Source organism: Algibacter sp. 2305UL17-15, assembly GCF_040720935.1.
Lineage (GTDB): Bacteria > Bacteroidota > Bacteroidia > Flavobacteriales > Flavobacteriaceae > Jejuia.
Genome location: NZ_JBFDAE010000002.1, coordinates 398,792 through 416,729, shown reverse-complemented (window position 1 = coordinate 416,729; position 17,938 = coordinate 398,792). Strand labels below are relative to the sequence as shown.

General features: G+C 34.5%; 13 protein-coding genes. 3 read left to right on the top strand and 10 right to left on the bottom strand.

The window, feature by feature from the left end:
- Positions 1–88 precede the first annotated feature (88 nt).
- Positions 89–1,981 (top strand): serine hydrolase, encoded by a 1,893-nt coding sequence (locus tag ABXQ82_RS03640; protein WP_367054994.1) that lies wholly within the window; start codon positions 89–91, stop codon positions 1,979–1,981.
- Between the two features lie 354 nt (positions 1,982–2,335).
- Here ABXQ82_RS03640 and ABXQ82_RS03635 read toward each other — a convergent pair whose 3' ends face one another.
- The 6 genes from ABXQ82_RS03635 to ytxJ all read right to left on the bottom strand — a co-directional run bounded on the left by ABXQ82_RS03635 (position 2,336) and on the right by ytxJ (position 10,168).
- Positions 2,336–3,493 (bottom strand): sulfurtransferase, encoded by a 1,158-nt coding sequence (locus ABXQ82_RS03635; protein ID WP_367054991.1) that lies wholly within the window; start codon positions 3,491–3,493, stop codon positions 2,336–2,338.
- A 6-nt stretch (positions 3,494–3,499) separates the two neighbouring features.
- On the bottom strand, positions 3,500–4,825 hold the full coding sequence (locus ABXQ82_RS03630; protein WP_367054988.1) for a dicarboxylate/amino acid:cation symporter: 1,326 nt from the start codon (positions 4,823–4,825) through the stop codon (positions 3,500–3,502).
- Positions 4,826–4,986: 161 nt separating this feature from the next.
- Complete coding sequence (locus ABXQ82_RS03625) at positions 4,987–6,519, bottom strand: phospholipase D family protein (protein WP_367054985.1); 1,533 nt, start codon at positions 6,517–6,519, stop codon at positions 4,987–4,989.
- A gap of 75 nt (positions 6,520–6,594) precedes the next feature.
- Positions 6,595–7,389 (bottom strand): cation transporter, encoded by a 795-nt coding sequence (locus ABXQ82_RS03620; protein ID WP_367054982.1) that lies wholly within the window; start codon positions 7,387–7,389, stop codon positions 6,595–6,597.
- A gap of 289 nt (positions 7,390–7,678) precedes the next feature.
- Positions 7,679–9,763, bottom strand: coding sequence for a pseudouridine synthase (locus tag ABXQ82_RS03615; RefSeq protein ID WP_367054979.1), 2,085 nt, complete (start codon positions 9,761–9,763; stop codon positions 7,679–7,681).
- 15 nt (positions 9,764–9,778) lie between these two features.
- Positions 9,779–10,168 carry a bacillithiol system redox-active protein YtxJ gene (ytxJ, locus tag ABXQ82_RS03610; RefSeq protein WP_367054976.1) on the bottom strand — a complete coding sequence of 130 codons (390 nt, stop codon included), beginning with the start codon at positions 10,166–10,168 and terminating at the stop codon, positions 9,779–9,781.
- 224 nt (positions 10,169–10,392) lie between these two features.
- On the opposite strand from ytxJ, the gene clpB reads away from it, so the two are divergent.
- Together clpB and deoC are read left to right on the top strand one after the other, a co-directional pair.
- The gene (gene clpB / locus ABXQ82_RS03605) at positions 10,393–12,996 is read left to right on the top strand and encodes an ATP-dependent chaperone ClpB (RefSeq protein WP_367054973.1); all 2,604 of its coding nucleotides are present in this window, start codon (positions 10,393–10,395) and stop codon (positions 12,994–12,996) included.
- A 650-nt stretch (positions 12,997–13,646) separates the two neighbouring features.
- Positions 13,647–14,390 (top strand): deoxyribose-phosphate aldolase, encoded by a 744-nt coding sequence (gene deoC / locus ABXQ82_RS03600; protein WP_367054970.1) that lies wholly within the window; start codon positions 13,647–13,649, stop codon positions 14,388–14,390.
- A 3-nt stretch (positions 14,391–14,393) separates the two neighbouring features.
- Here deoC and ABXQ82_RS03595 read toward each other — a convergent pair whose 3' ends face one another.
- The 4 genes from ABXQ82_RS03595 to ABXQ82_RS03580 are packed head-to-tail and all read right to left on the bottom strand — an operon-like array spanning position 14,394 to position 17,930.
- Complete coding sequence (locus ABXQ82_RS03595) at positions 14,394–15,239, bottom strand: biotin-dependent carboxyltransferase family protein (protein ID WP_367054968.1); 846 nt, start codon at positions 15,237–15,239, stop codon at positions 14,394–14,396.
- Positions 15,232–15,963 carry a 5-oxoprolinase subunit PxpB gene (gene pxpB / locus ABXQ82_RS03590; RefSeq protein WP_367054965.1) on the bottom strand — a complete coding sequence of 244 codons (732 nt, stop codon included), beginning with the start codon at positions 15,961–15,963 and terminating at the stop codon, positions 15,232–15,234. Before pxpB ends, ABXQ82_RS03595 begins: the two co-directional genes overlap by 8 nt.
- 6 nt (positions 15,964–15,969) lie before the next feature.
- Positions 15,970–16,710, bottom strand: a complete 741-nt coding sequence (gene pxpA / locus ABXQ82_RS03585) for a 5-oxoprolinase subunit PxpA (RefSeq protein ID WP_367054962.1) — start codon at positions 16,708–16,710, stop codon at positions 15,970–15,972.
- Positions 16,710–17,930 (bottom strand): Nramp family divalent metal transporter, encoded by a 1,221-nt coding sequence (locus ABXQ82_RS03580; protein WP_367054959.1) that lies wholly within the window; start codon positions 17,928–17,930, stop codon positions 16,710–16,712. The genes pxpA and ABXQ82_RS03580 overlap by 1 nt, the downstream gene beginning before the upstream one ends.
- Between the last annotated feature and the right edge of the window lie 8 nt (positions 17,931–17,938).

The window sequence follows — 17,938 nt, the reverse complement described above, 5'->3', positions numbered from 1 at the left end:
GCGGTGTACAATTACCGTTCAACATACCCTGAACTGGGTATTGGTTTAAACATAATTTATCTTTAGTTTTAAACTAAAATTTTTAACAATGAAAAAAACATTACTTCTACTAATTATACCTTGTTTTCTATTTGGACAAACAGGTATAAATGTTCCTGAAATGACACATTGTGACACTCAGATGATAAACTTCCTGAATTCATTTGGTATTCCAGGGGCTACATTTGCTATATCAGTTAATGGACGTATGGTGTATTCACGTGCTTTTGGCAATGCCAATATGACATCTACTGAAGTAACACGACCTTATCATCTGTTTAGAGTTGCCAGTCTTTCAAAACCCATTACGTCTATTGGAATTATGAAAATGATAGATGATGGTTTTCTGAATTTAAACGATAAAGTATTTGGTACAGGAGGTATTTTAGAAAACCATTGGTATTTCTCAAACATTACAATTACAGATGCCCGATATGACGACATTACTGTACAAATGCTACTTGAACATACAAGTGGTTGGGATAGAAATATTAATTGTTTTCCAAACCCAACATCCCCTTATCCTTGGTTTTTTAGTGGGTGCGACCCAATTGTAGCCCCTTTACAAGCTACACAAGTTTTAGGTGAGTCTAATCCAGCAAAGGAAGAGCATCTTATTTCATTTTTATTAAAACAGAATTTAAATCATGAGCCTGGTACAGTTTACTCCTATTCTAATATGGGGTTTTTGGTATTGAGTGAAGTTATTGAAGAAATTTCAGGAATGACTTATGAAGCTTGGATGCAACAAGAAATATTTAATCCATTAGGGATTTATGATATGCATATTGGAAAAAACTTATTAGCAAACAAAAGAGAACGAGAAGGTGAGTATATTGGAGAGGGTTTTACTACCTTATCTCAATATAATGATGGTACTGTTGTGCCTTGGGAGTATGGTGGTTTTAGTGTTGAAATAATGGATGGTCATGGAGGATGGATTTCCACATCCCGTGACTTAGTAAGGTTTTTACTAGCAGCTGATGGTTTTAGCACTAAACCTGATATATTATCATCCACAGCTATTAATACAATGTCTACACCCTCATCAGCTAATAATTTTTACGCAAAAGGTTGGCAAGTTAATAGCGCTAACAATTGGTGGCATTCTGGTGCTTTAAGCGGTACAGCAAGTTATTTAGTAAGAACTTCTGGAGGAGCTACTTGGGCTATTGTTTTAAATAAGCGTTTAACTGATTCTAATGCGAATGCGTTTTGGTCGCAACTTGACGCAATGGGATGGAATTGTATTGGAGGTACAACTACTTTTCCAACGCACGATTTATTGGATGCACCTACATTGAATGCGACCAATTTGCAAGCAACTAATATTACCGGAAATAGTATGGATTTATCATGGCAAAATGGCAATGGTACAAGTAGAATTGTAGTAGCTAAAGATATTTCATCTTCAACAAATTCATTTGATTTTGAAGCTTATCCTATTGACGGAATGGATTATGTTGCAAATAATGATTTTACTTCTGGAGATGATTTAGGTGATGGAACTTTTGTTATTTATAATGGCACAGGTAATTCTGTAAGCCTTGCAAATCTATCTGAAACTACGAACTATGCTATACGCATTTATGAGTACAAAAAGTTAGGTAATAATGGTAATAATGCCTTATATCTATTGGGAGGTGCTGAACAATTGGTTCAGGCTACAACTATTTTAAATATTAATGAAAATGATCTATCAAATCATATTAATGTTTATCCTACAGTAGTAAATACAGCATTTAATATAGATATCAGAGAAAGTAAAATTGGGACCTATAATTTCTACCTTTATAACATTAATGGAGTTCTTATTAAAAGAGGAATTTTAGAAAATTCACAAAATAAATTAAATTTAGAACATTTAAATTCAGGTATTTACATATTAAAAATTAGTGAAAATCACATAAAAGAAAATGCGTTTAAGATTATTAAAATTTAAAAACCGAAATATCAACTGCGCATAACAAAAGAGTGTAGTCAATTACCGTTTATGTGCTACTTTGGAAAAGCAATTACTAAACCAAAATTTGAGTTTTATTTGCTAACTTATAGCCAAGCCACAACAACAAATAATACACCAAGACGTTGAACAAACTATAAAAAATCATCCAACCTACTTCGAACTCCGTAAAATAAACCCCGCTTTTTTTTAATGCTTTTATTTTAACAAGAGCATCCGTAGTGCTTTGAACGAACTGCATAGCCTTTCTAATAAGTAATTAAATGGCTTCGGCATACTCAAACTTTACTAATATAAACTTAAATCCTTAAAATCATTTGGGAAATAGCGAAGTTATTCTTCCTTTAAAATCTTTTTCAATTCCGTATAAGCAACCTGTTCCATTTGTGCATAATCGCCGTCCGCAAAAGCCATAAGTTTAATATCGGCAAATAAATCTGCCAAATCGTTGCGGTAATAATCATGTGTTTTTACACCTTTTACAATCTTTTGGATACATTCAAAATCACTATCCTTTTGAAATTGCTCGTAAACACGTTGGTACACCTCTTTATCAACACGACTTAAAATATATTCTTTTTCTTTTGGGGATGCGTTTAAATCTAAATGCGACACATAAATTAAAATATAGGCTAATAATTCGTCTTTTGTCCATGTACTTGGTTGGGTCATATCTCCTGAAGTCAAAGTACCATATTCTGTCCATGAGCCATCATAAACCGAAATATTCTTATAACCTGACAGTTCCGCACCTAATGCCAAAACACAGGCTGTAATACCAGAACCACATGAAAAAATGATGTCTTCATCTTTTTCAGCAACCATATAAAATGCCCTCTCCACATCTTTTTTCGACTTAAAAACACCATCTTCCAATAAATCGGTAAAAGGCAAGTTAACCGAATTGGGAATTGTTCCTCTGCGTAACCCTTCTCTTGGTTCATCCACTTCACAATTAAAACGTGCCGAAGATCTTGCATCAATTATTTTATGGGTTTTAGTTGAAGTAGCGGTTTCAATATCATCGAAAAATTTCATAAAATTTGGTCGCAAATTAGCTATAAAATCGCCTTCATTGCCTTCATAAGGTTTCATATATTCTGTGGGATATCCTGCCTTTAACCATTCTGGAAATCCGCCATCCAAAACAGCTATAGTGTTAAAACCGAAAGCTCTAAATAAATACCAAACCCTCGCACTTGAGTAAATCCCTTTATCGTCATAAACCACAATGGCACTATTTTGATGGATCCCTAATTTTCTAGCTTCCTTTTGAAATTGTGCTTCTGAAGGAAATGCACTTGGAAAAGGATTTGAGGTATCACTAAACTTTTGTTTGATATCAAAAAATCGTGCATTTGGTATTTGCTGTTGCAAGGCATCAAGAGTCTTTGCAATTGTCCCATCTAAAATAACGAGGTTTTCAGCATTCAAGTTCTTATGAAGCCATTCTGCTGAAACCAAAGGTTGTGTTAAACTAACTTTAGACATACCAATCTATTTGACTTGTTCATAATTATCATACCATTCCTTGGGTTTAGGCTCGTGCAGCTTATCCAAAGATTTAGCGACTATCATAGAGACCGTGGCATCTCCAGTTACGTTTACAACCGTTCTGCACATATCTAAAGGCCTGTCAACCGCGAAAATTAGGGCTAAACCAATTGGCAATAATTCCGCAGGAAACCCGATGGATTCCAAAACAATAACAAGCATTACCATACCAGCACTTGGCACCGCCGCACTCCCAATTGAAGCCAATAAGGCTGTAAGCACAATGACCAATTGATTCGTAAACGTTAAGCCCTCGGGCCAAATAACCTGCATGATAAATACGGCCGCAATACCTTGATAAAGGCTTGTACCGTCCATATTTACGGTAGCACCAACAGGCAATACAAATCCAGACACTTCTTTATCTACGCCTAAATGTTCTTCTACTCGCTCCATAGTTACTGGCAAAGTCGCGGCACTACTACTTGTTGAAAATGCGAGTAATTGTGCTGGACTTATTTCCTTTAAAAACCAAATTGGCGACTTTTTGGTATAAATCTTCAATAAGAGCATATAAAACCCAATCATTAATATCAATCCGCCAACAACGCACAATGCATAATACAATAGTTTGACTAAAATTTCGGTATCATCAAAAGCAATAATCACATTTGCCAACAAAGCAAAAACAGCATACGGTGCAAAAAGCATAATTAAATCTACCATTTTCATGACCACTTCATTCAAGGAATCGAAGAAGTTTACGAGTGGTTTTGCTTTCTCTTCCCCAATAAGCAACAAACAGATACCGACAAAAAGGGCGAAGAATATTACTTGCAGCATTGATGCTTCTACAAAAGATTGAAAAATATTACTTGGAAAAATATCCACCAATGCCTGTAACGGACCCGCCTCTTTTTGTGCCGATGCCTTCATTAATTTATCGGTAACTCCGGCATCGTTTTCATATTTGAGCTTAATTTTTTCGATGGTATCCTGTGGCATGCCTTTACCAGGTTGTAATGTGTTTACGATACTTAAACCGATGACAATCGCCACTAAGGTTGTCCCAATATAAATACCAATGGTGCGTAAACCCATGGATTTTATTTTTGAAATATCCTTTAAATCTGAAATCCCTTTTATTAAAGATGCCAGTATTAACGGAACTGCAATCAGTTTTAAAAGGTTGATAAAGATGGTGCCGAAAGGTGCAATCCAATCGGTTACAAAACCTTTGCCGCCATCAACGGTGTTCATAATAAAACCAAAAATGATTCCGAGAACCATTCCTATAATAATTTTCCAATGTAATGCTAGTTTTTTCATTCCGCTCCTAACCTCTCCAAAGGAGAGGGATTTGTTCGTTATTGTTTATTTAAATTTTGATAAATTTTTTAGACAATATAAGTATTTTTAATGTTAATGAGTGGTGTTATTAAAATTGCTTAATTCAACTAAACTTCAAGTTATCTTCTAAATATAAAATTTTACAAAATATTCTTAGGAATAATTTTTCTAGTCCAAGTTTTCAAACGCTTGTAATTACTTACTTCGGAATCTGGATTGTAATCCAATGTGGTTTCCCAAGAATTCCCAGGTTTAAATTCTATTTCCATGCCGTTTAAAACACCATTTGATATTTTTCGTGAATTTACCACAACAAAACATTCTGTATTTAAATTTGCACTTCTGGGATCTAAATTAAATGTGCCTATAACGGTTGTTTTTCCATCGATGACCATGGTTTTTGCATGCAGTCCGAATATGGGTTGATGCTCCAATGTTTCCTGTAATTCGCCGGTCATTATTTTTGTACGTTCTTCGGCATCAGGACGAAACTCAAATATGCGTACTCCTGTATTTAGAACATCTTCTCTATTTTTTTGATAGCCACTAAAAGCCTCTACATTATCTGTTGATGCCAAACTATTGGTTAGAATTCTAATCTTTACCCCTCGATTTACGGCATCTTTGAATAAATTTCTACTGAGTTTTGTGGTCACTAAATACGGGGTTTGAATGTCGATAGAAGATTTTGCATTTTTTACCAAATTAATCAAAGCAGTTGTTGAAATGCCTCCACCCGATAAAAAGTTATCGCCACTATTTTTTCCTGGTTCATCTGAAATAAAATCAACGTCATCCAACCAAACAAGATCTCCAGAATTTTTAATGGTGTTGAATGTATTTGGCAAATCTGCGATTCGTTGTCGTATTTGTGGCCAGAAGTTATCTGGATTACAAGCATATTGATGTAAATTGTCAAACCTGTTTTCTGGATATGCGCGCTCAGAATCATTACCAATAATAGTGGTTACAGGTTTACTTAAATCACTATTCCAGAATTCGTTAAAAGACCTTTTTACCGTTTGAGACACTTTGCCTAATAACAAAATATCCCTGTCCCTGAAATTATAGTCGTGGTCGTAATCAAAGTATTCATCTGCAATATTTCTACCGCCAGTAATCACAATTTTATCATCTACAATAAAGGTTTTATTGTGCATGCGTTGGTTGGCATCTCTAAAATCGGTGGCGAACTTTCCAATTTTCTGAACAATATTCTTTCCTAGATTTACGCCTGGATTGTAAATTTTGACTTCAATATTTTCATGGGAATTAAAAGTTAAAATATCTTCAATAGTGGCATCCACCATAATATCATCTACAATAATTCTAACTTTAACACCTCTGTCTGCTGCTCGTATTAAATAATCGCAAGCAATTAATCCGACATTATCCGTTGAAAAAATAAAATATTGAATATCGATGGTTTTTTCGGCATATTCGGTTAACCATGCTCTGGTAATCATGGCGTTACTGCCATCTTCTAAAACGTAAACCCCTGTTTTCGTTTCCATCTTTTCGGAAACGTCTTTTAGTGTATTAGAAAGTGTTATGGTATCGTTTCTATGGATTTGCGAGCAGAAGTCTGTTTGTGGTGTTTGGGTTTTATTTTCTTTGCAGGATGTGAGTAGGATTAAAATGAAGCCTATTTTTAGTATTTTGATTTGGTTCATATACTTCTTATTTTCTTTTAGAAATAGTACACATTTTATATGTTATATATGCATGCTACAATTGGTGCTTTCCGCTCAATTGCCCAATTTCAGAATCCGAAATGCTCCTTGAATTACCAGCACAAAAACAATTGTTCCGATAATCAAATCAGGTTTATTTGAACTCCAATAATTTACTAAAATTCCTGCAATTATTACTCCTAAATTGATAATCACGTCATTCGATGTAAAAATCATACTTGCTTTCATATGTGCCTCTTCTTTGCTTTTTGACTTTTGCAAAATGTAAAGACAAATACCGTTTGCGACAAGTGCAAAAATCGAAACGATAATCATTGTCGAAAAGTCGGGAAGTTTCTCATCTCTGAAAAATCTTCTTAACACTTCTACAAATCCAATAATCGCAAGTGTTATTTGAAAATATCCAGCAAGTTTGGCAATCCGCTTTTTCTTTGTTAAAGTTCCTCCAACCGCAAACAAACTAATTCCGTAAACAAAACTGTCCGCAAGCATATCCAAACTGTCGCCAACAAGTCCCATAGATTTTGAGATAATTCCTGTCGTCATTTCAACAATGAAAAAAGCAAAATTTATTGCAAGTACAGACCAAAGTAGCTTTTTTTGGATTTTGTTTTCTTTAAATTCCGTTTGGTCGGTTTGTTCAGTCGAGATTTTCTTTCCGCCTAAATTCAGTTCGAGAACTGACTTTTCGATTTGGTCAATTTCTCCGCTGTGAAAAACAATCAATTTTCTATTCAGAATATCAAAATCCAAATTCGCAATGCTCGAAATCCCGTCCAATTTCATTCGGATTAGATTTTCCTCGGAAGGACAATCCATTTTTGTAATTTCAAATATCGTTTTATTCACTCGCTTGGTGGTTTTTCAGCATTACTTACAGCATGTTATATAATTACTTTTATGTTTCAAAATCCCGCAAATAAGCCAGGATAAGATGAGTTAGATATCTTTGTTATCCCATAAATATAATTTATTTTTCGTAAGTTAACACCACATTATAATAAGTGTATGATACTAGTTACAAACTAGCAGCAGCGGGCGTCATTACGAAAAAGGTACGATTGAAGTAATCTTTTAAAAAAAAGACGATAATTTAAACACCCTAGATTGTTTCGTTGCTCTCGCAATGACGATACATTTAAAAAGGTGCCTCACAAACCACATCCAGAATCTCCTGCGTTACAGGATGCACAAAACAAAGTTGTTCTGCATGCAAATACAACCGCTCCCCTTTTGTACCGTATAAATCATCGCCAACAATAGGAGTGTTTAATCCATCAGTATGAGCTGCATGCACCCGTAATTGATGCGTGCGTCCAGAAATAGGAAAAAAGTGAATGCGTGTTTTACCGTTTTCAATAGAGACGACTTTGTATTTGGTTTGGGCAGGCTTTCCGTGTTCGTAACATACCAATTGATGTGGGCGATTGTCTAAATCTACTCGCAACGGTAAATCGATAATGCCCTCTTTGGTTAGTAGTTCGCCATCCAACAACGCCACATAACGTTTTTTTATACTGCGACCGATAAACTGCTTTTGAAGGTTTTTATGTGTTTTTTCGTTTTTGGCGACTAGCAATAATCCAGAAGTGGACATATCTAAACGATGCAACAATAAAGGCCCTTTGGCTTTTGGTAAATACCGCCTCATTCTTGTTAATACTGATTCTTGAATGCGTTTCCCTGGCACGGATAAAAACTCATGGGGTTTGTTTACGAGGAGTAAATAATCATCTTCGTAAACAATTTCGAGAGGTGCTTCGTAAACAGGCATCTGCTCTATTGGGTTATCTTCAACATCCAATCCTTGCATCATGTGTCCTAAAATAGGTTCGCATTTACTGCGGCAGGATGGGTAAAACTGTTTGTGTTGACGCACCTCGGATTTTGGCGATGCGCCCCACCAAAATTCCGCCATGGCAATTGGTTTCAAATTATTTTGATAAGCATATTGAAATAACTTTGGTGCTGCACATTCTCCCGAACCTGCTGGTGGGGTTGGCGTTACTGTATTTTTAAAAATAGCGTTTAAATCTTTTGTTTTTCCTTCGGCATTTAAAAATCGATATTGCCCGTGCAAACGTTTCTGTAAAGACGCCGATTGTTTCGCACGCTTTTCCTTTAAATCGTTTAATGGATTTAAAAAACTATCTAGATGCGTTCGAGCTTTTTCAATTTTTTGTTCCCAATCTTGTTTTAAATCTTTCAACCTAAAATGATAATAGATACTTTGGTTTTTTAAATCTTCAAGCAGGTCATTATAAGCTTCGGTTGATAAATTTTTCAAACCTTCTTCACGTTCTACTTGGCGTGCTTTCTTTTTCGATTTAATAGCTTGTTTAAAGTCTTTTAATTCAAATTCGTAATCTAAAATACGTTGCTCTAAATTGGATTGTGCTTGTTTTAATTCAGACCCATTTTCTAAGGTTTCAATCTGTCTGTTGAGCCTGTTCAATTCTGCTTCTCCAATTTTATAAAATCCCTTTTCATTTAAGTTATCATACACCGTAGGTACAAATCCGTTTATAAAATTACTTTCGGCAAGTTTTCCCGAAAACGCTGCCAAATAGCCTAAGTCTCCTTGTGAGTTTTCCACGACCATTACCCCAAACATCTTCCCTATTTGCAAACCTTCCATACTTGGATCTAATCCGAAATTATGTTCAAAATCGGTTTGAGATTCTAAATAAGTTTGTAAATCTTTTGCAGCAAGAATACTCAGCTCGTGCGGTTGGTAATAAAAAGGAAAAGTAAATTGTTTTGGTAATTCTATTTCCGTTTTTATATGTAATGGACGAAATAAGGTGTTACGAAACGCTTTTTTATCATCTTTCAAAAAATCTCCGGAAATGATGTGTTTTTTATTTTCTATTGAACGATCATACAAATACACCCAAACTTTAATTTGAGAGCCGTCTTCTTGAAAAACAGTTACTAATTCTCTTTTAAATAAACTAGATTCTGGATTATTTCCATCAATCCCTTCGTAAGCATCTAAAACTTTAAAAACATCTTTGGAATTCTTCAATTTATAAACCTTTCCATAGACTTTCCAAGAAATATCATCACTTAAAACAGCACCCGGAAACCAAGAAATCTCATAAAGTTTACCATAAAAAAAGCCTTTACCTGTAACTTCAGAATTACGAGATAAAAATTGAGACATCTCAGTGTCTGAATCCTTTAGTAATGTGCCGTAAACGAATAGATAGTCAGAATTCAAACGGAAGAAACGTGATTAAATAAATCGGTTTAAATCAACTTCATTAATCTGTCCATGAGACGCATGCGCCACCAACGCTCCGTTTTTAACCACTAAAAGTTGTGGAGATTCATGTATCAGTTGAAAAGCGAAACCAACTTCATCCGAAATTTTTCTATAATTCAGTAAATCTAAATAATACAAGTCCAATTCTTTTTCGCTAAAGTTATAGTCTTTTATAAACTGACGTTGCACCATACTACTAATACCACATCGTGTGGAATGTTTAAAAATTACTTGAGGTTTTATACTCGATTTTTGTTTGATGTAATCTATTTGCTGTAAATCGTTAAATGAAACCCATGGTAGAATTTTTTCTTCTTTTGCTACCTTATCACCTCCAAATATTTTATTTAATAATCCCATAATTGCTATTAATAATTCTGTGTTATAATTGAAACGCTTATTCTATTTATTCATTGTTTAGTATCAGTCGAATTCATTCAAAAAACTTACGAACTGACTAATAGTCATCTCTTTACGGAAGAATCAAGACATTTTGTCTCAAAATAATCAACTTTTAGAAATGGTAAGGTAATTGACCTGTACTGGGCGTAAAGTTAAGCAAAAAGAACATAAATTATATACATATGAATTTTAATAATTATACCATAAAATCCCAAGAAGCCATACAACAGGCACAACAGATTGCACAAGGATTCGGACATCAGCAAATTGAAAATGAACATCTATTCAAAGGCATTTTTGAAGTTGATGAAAACGTGATACCGTTCATTTTAAAAAAGCTGAACGTTAATGTTTCCATATTAAAACAGGCACTTGACAAACAACTGGAAAGTTTCTCGAAAGTTTCTGGCGGCGAAATTATGCTTTCCCGTGAGGCAGGAAAAACCTTAAACGAGGCTTCTATCATTGCCAAAAACATGAAGGATGATTATGTTTCTGTGGAGCATCTGATTTTGGCGGTTTTTAAATCCAAAAGCAAAATTGCACAAATGCTGAAAGATCAAGGTGTGACCGAAAAAGCCCTAAAAGCTGCGATTGAGGAACTACGAAAAGGCGAAAACGTTACCTCACAAAGTCAAGAGGAAACTTATAATTCTTTGAGTAAATATGCAAAAAACCTAAATCAGTTAGCTAAAGACGGAAAACTAGATCCCGTTATTGGTCGTGGTGAAGAAATCCGACGCATACTTCAAATTTTATCTCGACGCACTAAAAACAACCCAATTTTAGTGGGTGAACCCGGAACTGGTAAAACCGCTATTGCAGAAGGTTTGGCGCATAGGATTATTGATGGCGATATTCCTGAAAACCTAAAAGATAAACAGATTTTTGCGCTCGACATGGGTGCGCTTATTGCGGGTGCTAAATATAAAGGCGAATTTGAAGAGCGATTAAAAGCCGTGATCAAAGAAGTTACGACTAGCGATGGAGATATCGTTTTGTTTATAGATGAAATTCACACGCTGGTTGGCGCTGGTGGCGGACAAGGCGCTATGGATGCCGCAAACATTTTAAAACCTGCATTGGCTCGTGGCGAACTCCGCGCTATTGGTGCGACCACTTTAGATGAATATCAAAAATATTTTGAAAAAGACAAAGCATTGGAGCGTCGTTTTCAAAAAGTAATAGTGAACGAACCTGATACGGAAAGCGCGATTTCTATCCTTAGAGGTATCAAGGAAAAGTATGAAACACACCATAAAGTGCGTATTAAAGATGATGCTATTATTGGTGCTGTAAAATTATCGCAACGTTATATCACAAACAGGTTTTTACCGGATAAGGCTATCGATTTAATGGACGAAGCCGCGTCTAAAATGCGTATGGAAATCAATTCAAAACCTGAGGAATTGGATGTTTTGGATCGTAAAATAATGCAGTTGGAAATTGAAATTGAAGCCATTAAACGTGAAAAAGATGAAACGAAATTAAAATCCCTGCGTTCAGATTTAGCTAATTTAAAAGAGGAACGTAACGCTATTTTTGCAAAATGGAAGAGTGAAAAAGAAGTGGTTGATAATATCCAAAATACAAAATCTGATATTGAAAACTATAAACTAGAAGCTGAAAAAGCGGAACGTGAAGGCGATTATGGAAAAGTAGCGGAATTACGATACGGAAAGATTAAAGAAGCGCAGGAAGAACTTGAAAAGCTTCAAAAGCAATTGCAAGAGCACTCTGAGAATTCTTTGATTAAAGAGGAGGTAACTTATGATGATATTGCAGAAATTGTTGCAAAATGGACAGGAATTCCTGTGACTAAAATGCTGCAAAGCGAACGCGAAAAATTGTTAAAACTTGAAGACGAATTACACAAACGCATTGTTGGTCAAGAAGAAGCCATTGAAGCAGTAAGTGACGCCGTGCGACGATCGAGAGCTGGTTTACAAAACCCGAAAAAACCTATCGGGACCTTTCTTTTCTTGGGAACAACTGGTGTTGGAAAAACGGAGTTGGCAAAAGCCTTGGCCGAATACCTATTTGATGACGAAAACGCCATGACCAGAATTGATATGAGCGAATATCAAGAACGCCATGCGGTGAGCAGATTGGTTGGTGCTCCTCCCGGATACATTGGTTATGATGAAGGCGGACAATTAACAGAGGCCGTAAGAAGAAAACCTTATTCTGTGGTATTGCTAGATGAAATTGAAAAAGCACATCCTGATACCTTCAACATCTTATTACAAGTTCTTGATGAAGGACATTTAACAGATAATAAAGGACGTGTAGCCGACTTTAAAAACACGATAATCATCATGACTTCCAATATGGGAAGTACCATTATACATGAGCGTTTTGAAGCTACAAAAGATATAGATTCTGCTATCATAGCTGCAAAAATTGATGTGTTGGCATTGTTGAAACAATCTGTTAGACCAGAGTTCTTAAACAGGATAGACGATACTGTAATGTTTACACCTTTATCAAAAGAAAACATTGTTGAGATTGTAAAATTACAATTAAAGGGTGTCACAAAAATGATTGCACAACAAGGCATCACTTTTGACGCCACACAACAAGCTATAGATTATTTAGCAAACAAAGGTTATAATCCAGAATATGGTGCAAGACCTGTAAAACGTGTCATTCAAAAAGAAGTTTTAAATGCTTTGAGCAAAGAGATTTTGGCAGGAAAAATAACAACAGATAGTATCATTCTACTCGATGCTTTTGGAGATAAGTTAGTTTTTAGAAATCAAAGTGATTTGGTAGAAAACATATAAAAATTTAGTTTAGTCTGGTTGGTATCCCAATAACTATCGGGATGAAAAGCAACGTGCGTCTTTTATAAGATAAACGTTGCTTTTTTTATATGCGATTAAATATACCAATTGGAATATTTAATAAAACTAAAATTATAAAAAACTTCCAAAAGTATTAGAAACCACTACCAAAATTAGATTTCAACATTCCGCAATCCATTTAATCATCTAAATAATCGAAGTTAGTACGATAAAGAAAAGAAAGCCATTTGAAAGCCATTATTTGGTGTGGTGACGTACATTTCAATCTTTTAAAACAAACGCGAGAAAAACATTCTGAAGATTTTATGGAATGATTCAAAAACGTGAATCATCCTGTTACTGCGGATAATTTTGAAAACAGACTGATAAATCTTAAAAATAAAACCATGAAAAGGGTTTAAAATTATTTTGGCAAGTATCGATATAAGGGTTCAATTCATCGAATAATTGAATAAAAAGCAGAAATGCTCTACAATAATGCTTAAATTTAAATGTTTATTAATCTGTTGATAAAAAAATAAAATCTCTCCCTCTGGTTAGTCCTAAATTTTTAATTTCACATTTGTTATTATCGCCTCAATAATGACTGAGAATATTACTAATTTTTAAAGAAAACCTACTTTTTATTTATGAATTTATCTAACTATATTGATTACACATTTTTAAAACCTACAGCTACAGAACGTGATATTATAAATGTGTGTAAAATAGCCAAGGCAAATAATTATTTTTCAGTATGTGTTAACGGCTGTTACGTGCAATTGGCGAAAGAACTTTTAAAAGATACAGATGTAAAAGTATGTACCGTTGTTGGGTTTCCATTAGGTGCGGCATCCACAAAAAGTAAAATTTCAGAAGCTTTAAATGCTATTGAAGATGGTGCTAATGAGATAGATATGGTTATTAATTTAGGTTATCTTAAAAGCAGAAATCACGTTTCGGTTTTAAGGGATATTAGCGATGTAAAACGTGCCGTTGGAGATACACCTTTGAAAGTTATTTTAGAGATTTCGGAACTTAATAAAAATGAAATAGTTAAAGCTTGTGAAATTTGCGTTGATGCCAATGCTGATTATGTAAAAACCTCGACAGGTTTTGCAAGTGGTGGCGCAACATTTACTGCGGTTAAAATTATGAAGAAGATCATAAAAGATAAAGCCAAAATAAAAGCTTCTGGCGGTATTCAAGATTTTGAAACGGCGGTAAAATATCTAGAATGTGGTGCAGATAGAATAGGAACTTCAAAAATGTTAAAACCTGAAAGCGACACCCTTCAAAAAAGAAATTCTAAGATTTACAGACGTTATATTGAAACTTCCCAAAAAAGCGAAGTTTCTATTACTAACCTGAATTTAAAGGAAACCAAGGTTTAATATTTACTTTAGTTTAAAACATACTGAATTCCCAATAAACTTTTGTGCCAAAACATCAATTGCTTGTTCTGATAATTGTAAAACCCTTGGATAACCTCCCGTAGTTTGGCAATCCCGCATTAAAATTATCAATTTTCCCGATGGCGTTAACTGTACTGTTCCGGGCATTACTAACGATGTAATTATAGATGGTAAAGCATTGTCTAAAGTTTCCTTTAATTGATACGCCATTCTGTTATTTTCTTTTGAAATGCTGAAATCTTTAGAAAACAACCTTTCTTTTTGTGCTTTTGAAAGTTGATGAAACTCTGGCCCTTTAAAAACTTCGATTACATTCGATTTTAAATAATCAGTATCAATTTTAACACTAGAAAATTTCTTTTTATTTGAAATATTATTTTTAGAAATTTTGAGTTCATCTCCTTTTTTTATCTGGATTTGCTCAGTAATTCTAGGATACATACTTCTGCTTCCCATTACAGATTCTGTTATAAAACCGCCAGACACCGCTAAATAACTTCTAAAACCTGAAACCAGTTTCCCAAAACTTAGAATATCCCCTTTTGATACCTCTATTAAACTATCATTTTTAATCGTACTATCGTTTAATTTAGGACTCATATGTCCCCCAGAGATACAAATTGCAGTACTCTCCAAAATTTCCAGTTTTGGACCACTCATGGTCATCTCTAAAACCGCAGCTTCAGTTTTATTTCCCAATAAACTATTTGCAACTTTTAACGCCCGCATATCCATAGCACCAGAAACAGGAACTCCAAATTGTTGCCACCCCATTCTTCCTAAATCTCGAACCGTTGTATAAAAACCCGGTTTTAAAACTCTAATCATTCACTACCTCGCTTTCTATTTGATACACACCAGCTTCAACCAATGTCTTTATATTTTCATGCTCTTCTAAAGAAATAGGATAAAACTGGATAACATCTCCAGCTTTTGCAAAACATGGTGGGTTTTGTAAAACATTAAAAAAGTCAATTGGAGAATTACCAATAATGTTCCACCCTCCAGGACTTGCGGATGGGTAAACACCTGTTTGCTCTCCTCCTATGCCTACTGCTCCTTTTTCAATCTTCAATCTTGGTGTTGCTTTTCTGGGCGTAAAAAGGGTTTTATCCAGACCTCCTAAATATAAAAACCCGGGTAAGAAACCTATAAAATAAATAGTATATTTTGGTTGAGAATGACGTTTAATAATAGTTTCAACAGAAAGGTTTTTTTCTTGGGACATACCTTTTAAATCCATACCAAAACTAGCATCATAACAAACGGGTAATTTCCATAATCGGGAGGTTCTTTTCTCAATTTTACCAAGTGAATTATATAGTGACTTTAATCGTTCAATTTCTTCATCTAAAACTAAAGGTTCAATACTGTAAGTTATTAATATTGAATTATATGCGTTATTTATAGAAATAAATTTTGAAGTGAGTTCAATTTCAATTTTATGTTTGAAATTCAAAACATCATTTAAGATGGTTGTATCAATTTTAGCAGGCCACACAATAAGAATTGAACGCTCTCCAAATGGCTGATATTTTAATTGAAATTTCACTTACAACTATCGGACGCAGATCCCTTTTTCTTCTAATTGATTATTAAGCCTATTAAGCAAACCGATAGCTTTCGGATTATCGCCATGAATACAAAACGTCTGAGCTTTAATTTTTATTTTTTTACCAGAAATGGTTTTAACCTTTTCTTCTGAAATCATGCGATATACATGTTGAAAAACATCTTCTGGGTTTTCAATAATTGCGTTTTCTTTCTGCCTTGAAACCAATGTTAAATCATCATTATAGTTTCTATCAGCAAATGCTTCATATACAATTGGAATTTTATTTTCAACAGCAATTTCTGCCATAACGGAATTATAAGGCACATAAAGAGCTACAGGCAATTCCATACTTTTCATTACCTCAGCAATTACGGTAGCAATTTTTTCATCCTTTGCCGCCATATTGTATAGTGCACCATGAGTTTTTACATGGTGTAAATTCATATTCTCTTCTTCAAGAATGGCTATCAATAGATTAATTTGATCTTCAATTGATTTGAATAAAGCTACGCAGGGCATATCCATGGCAACTCTACCAAAATTTTCAGGATCTGGAAACGATGGATGGGCTCCTATTTTTACTTTATATTTTTTGGCAAGCTTAACAACATGCTGCATGATATCTTCATCTCCTGCATGACCACCGCAGGCAATATTACAAGATGAGATAAAAGGCATGAGTTGGGATTCGTTACCAATACCTTCACCTAAATCGGCATTTATATCTATTGAAAGTTTGGGCATTAAAATATATTTAAATTAAAAACCTTATTTAAGGCGGTAATAGCCAACAAGATACTTATTAAAAGTATGAACCCACCAAAAGTATTGTTGGCTATTGTGTTTTTATAATTTCCTAAAAGCGTTTTCCTATTCATGACCCACAATAAAAATCCAGCAATAACAGGTAGTAGCAGTCCATTGGCCACTTGTGCAAATTTAATAATTTCTATAGGTTTTATCCCTGATGATGAAAGAATTACACCTAAAATTAAAATAAATGCCCAAACACTTCTAAATTTTACAGATTTTAAATTAGAATCCCAACCTAAACAGCCACTTGCAACATATGCCGCTGCCAAAGGTGCCGTAATTGCACTTGTAATTCCAGCAGCAAATAATCCGATTGCCAAAAAGTATTTTGAAAAACTCCCGAATAATGGTTCTAAACCAAGTGCTAAATCTGCTGCATTGTTAACTTCAGTACTTTGTATTGCCGTTGCGGAAACAACAATACTCATAGACACCAAACCACCTAGCAGAATGGCGATAAACGTATCTTTTCTGGCATGGCCCAAATCACTAACATCTTGCCATTTTTCTTTTACTAAAGAGGCATGTAAAAACAAATTATAGGGTACCACAGTTGTGCCTATTAAAGCTATAATTAATAATGTACTTCCATCTGGTAACTTTGGGATAAAAGCACCTTTTAATAATTCTAAAATATTGGGTTTGGTAAAAATCGCTGTAGTCAAAAATGCAAAACTCATTAAAATGACTAAAAACACCAATGCCTTTTCAATGATTTTATAATTACCGAGATATAACAATACAAAGGCAATACTGCCAATAACGAGACTTAAAATATTTAAAGAAAAGCTTCCAATATTTATGTGATGATTGCCAACTATGGTTTCCAGTCCAAGAACACCTCCACTAATATTTCCAGCTTCATATGCAGCATTTCCAATAACAATTGCAGATAATACCAATGCAATTGATAAAAACTTAAAAACAGGTATTTTAATTTCCGACCGAATAATTTCTGATAAGCCCTTTTGAGTAACGAGCCCCAACCTTGCGGCCATTTCTTGGAGTACAATGGTGGCGATGATAGATAACACCAACGCCCATAATAACGCAAATCCAAATTGCACTCCAGAAAGCGTACAAATAGTTACAGTTCCAGGGCCAATAAATGCTGCTGCCACTAAGGGACCTGGTCCTATATTTTTAATCATTTTTTTCA

Bases quoted from the DNA above. Each gene is read 5' to 3' on its own strand.
- ABXQ82_RS03640 (WP_367054994.1), top strand. From the start codon at position 89: ATGAAAAAAACATTACTTCTACTAATTATACCTTGTTTTCTATTTGGA.
- ABXQ82_RS03625 (WP_367054985.1), bottom strand. From the start codon at position 6,519: ATGAACCAAATCAAAATACTAAAAATAGGCTTCATTTTAATCCTACTC.
- ABXQ82_RS03595 (WP_367054968.1), bottom strand. From the start codon at position 15,239: ATGATTAGAGTTTTAAAACCGGGTTTTTATACAACGGTTCGAGATTTA.
- ABXQ82_RS03580 (WP_367054959.1), bottom strand. From the start codon at position 17,930: ATGATTAAAAATATAGGACCAGGTCCCTTAGTGGCAGCAGCATTTATT.
- ABXQ82_RS03635 (WP_367054991.1), bottom strand. From the start codon at position 3,493: ATGTCTAAAGTTAGTTTAACACAACCTTTGGTTTCAGCAGAATGGCTT.
- deoC (WP_367054970.1), top strand. From the start codon at position 13,647: ATGAATTTATCTAACTATATTGATTACACATTTTTAAAACCTACAGCT.
- clpB (WP_367054973.1), top strand. From the start codon at position 10,393: ATGAATTTTAATAATTATACCATAAAATCCCAAGAAGCCATACAACAG.
- pxpA (WP_367054962.1), bottom strand. From the start codon at position 16,710: ATGCCCAAACTTTCAATAGATATAAATGCCGATTTAGGTGAAGGTATT.
- ABXQ82_RS03630 (WP_367054988.1), bottom strand. From the start codon at position 4,825: ATGAAAAAACTAGCATTACATTGGAAAATTATTATAGGAATGGTTCTC.
- ytxJ (WP_367054976.1), bottom strand. From the start codon at position 10,168: ATGGGATTATTAAATAAAATATTTGGAGGTGATAAGGTAGCAAAAGAA.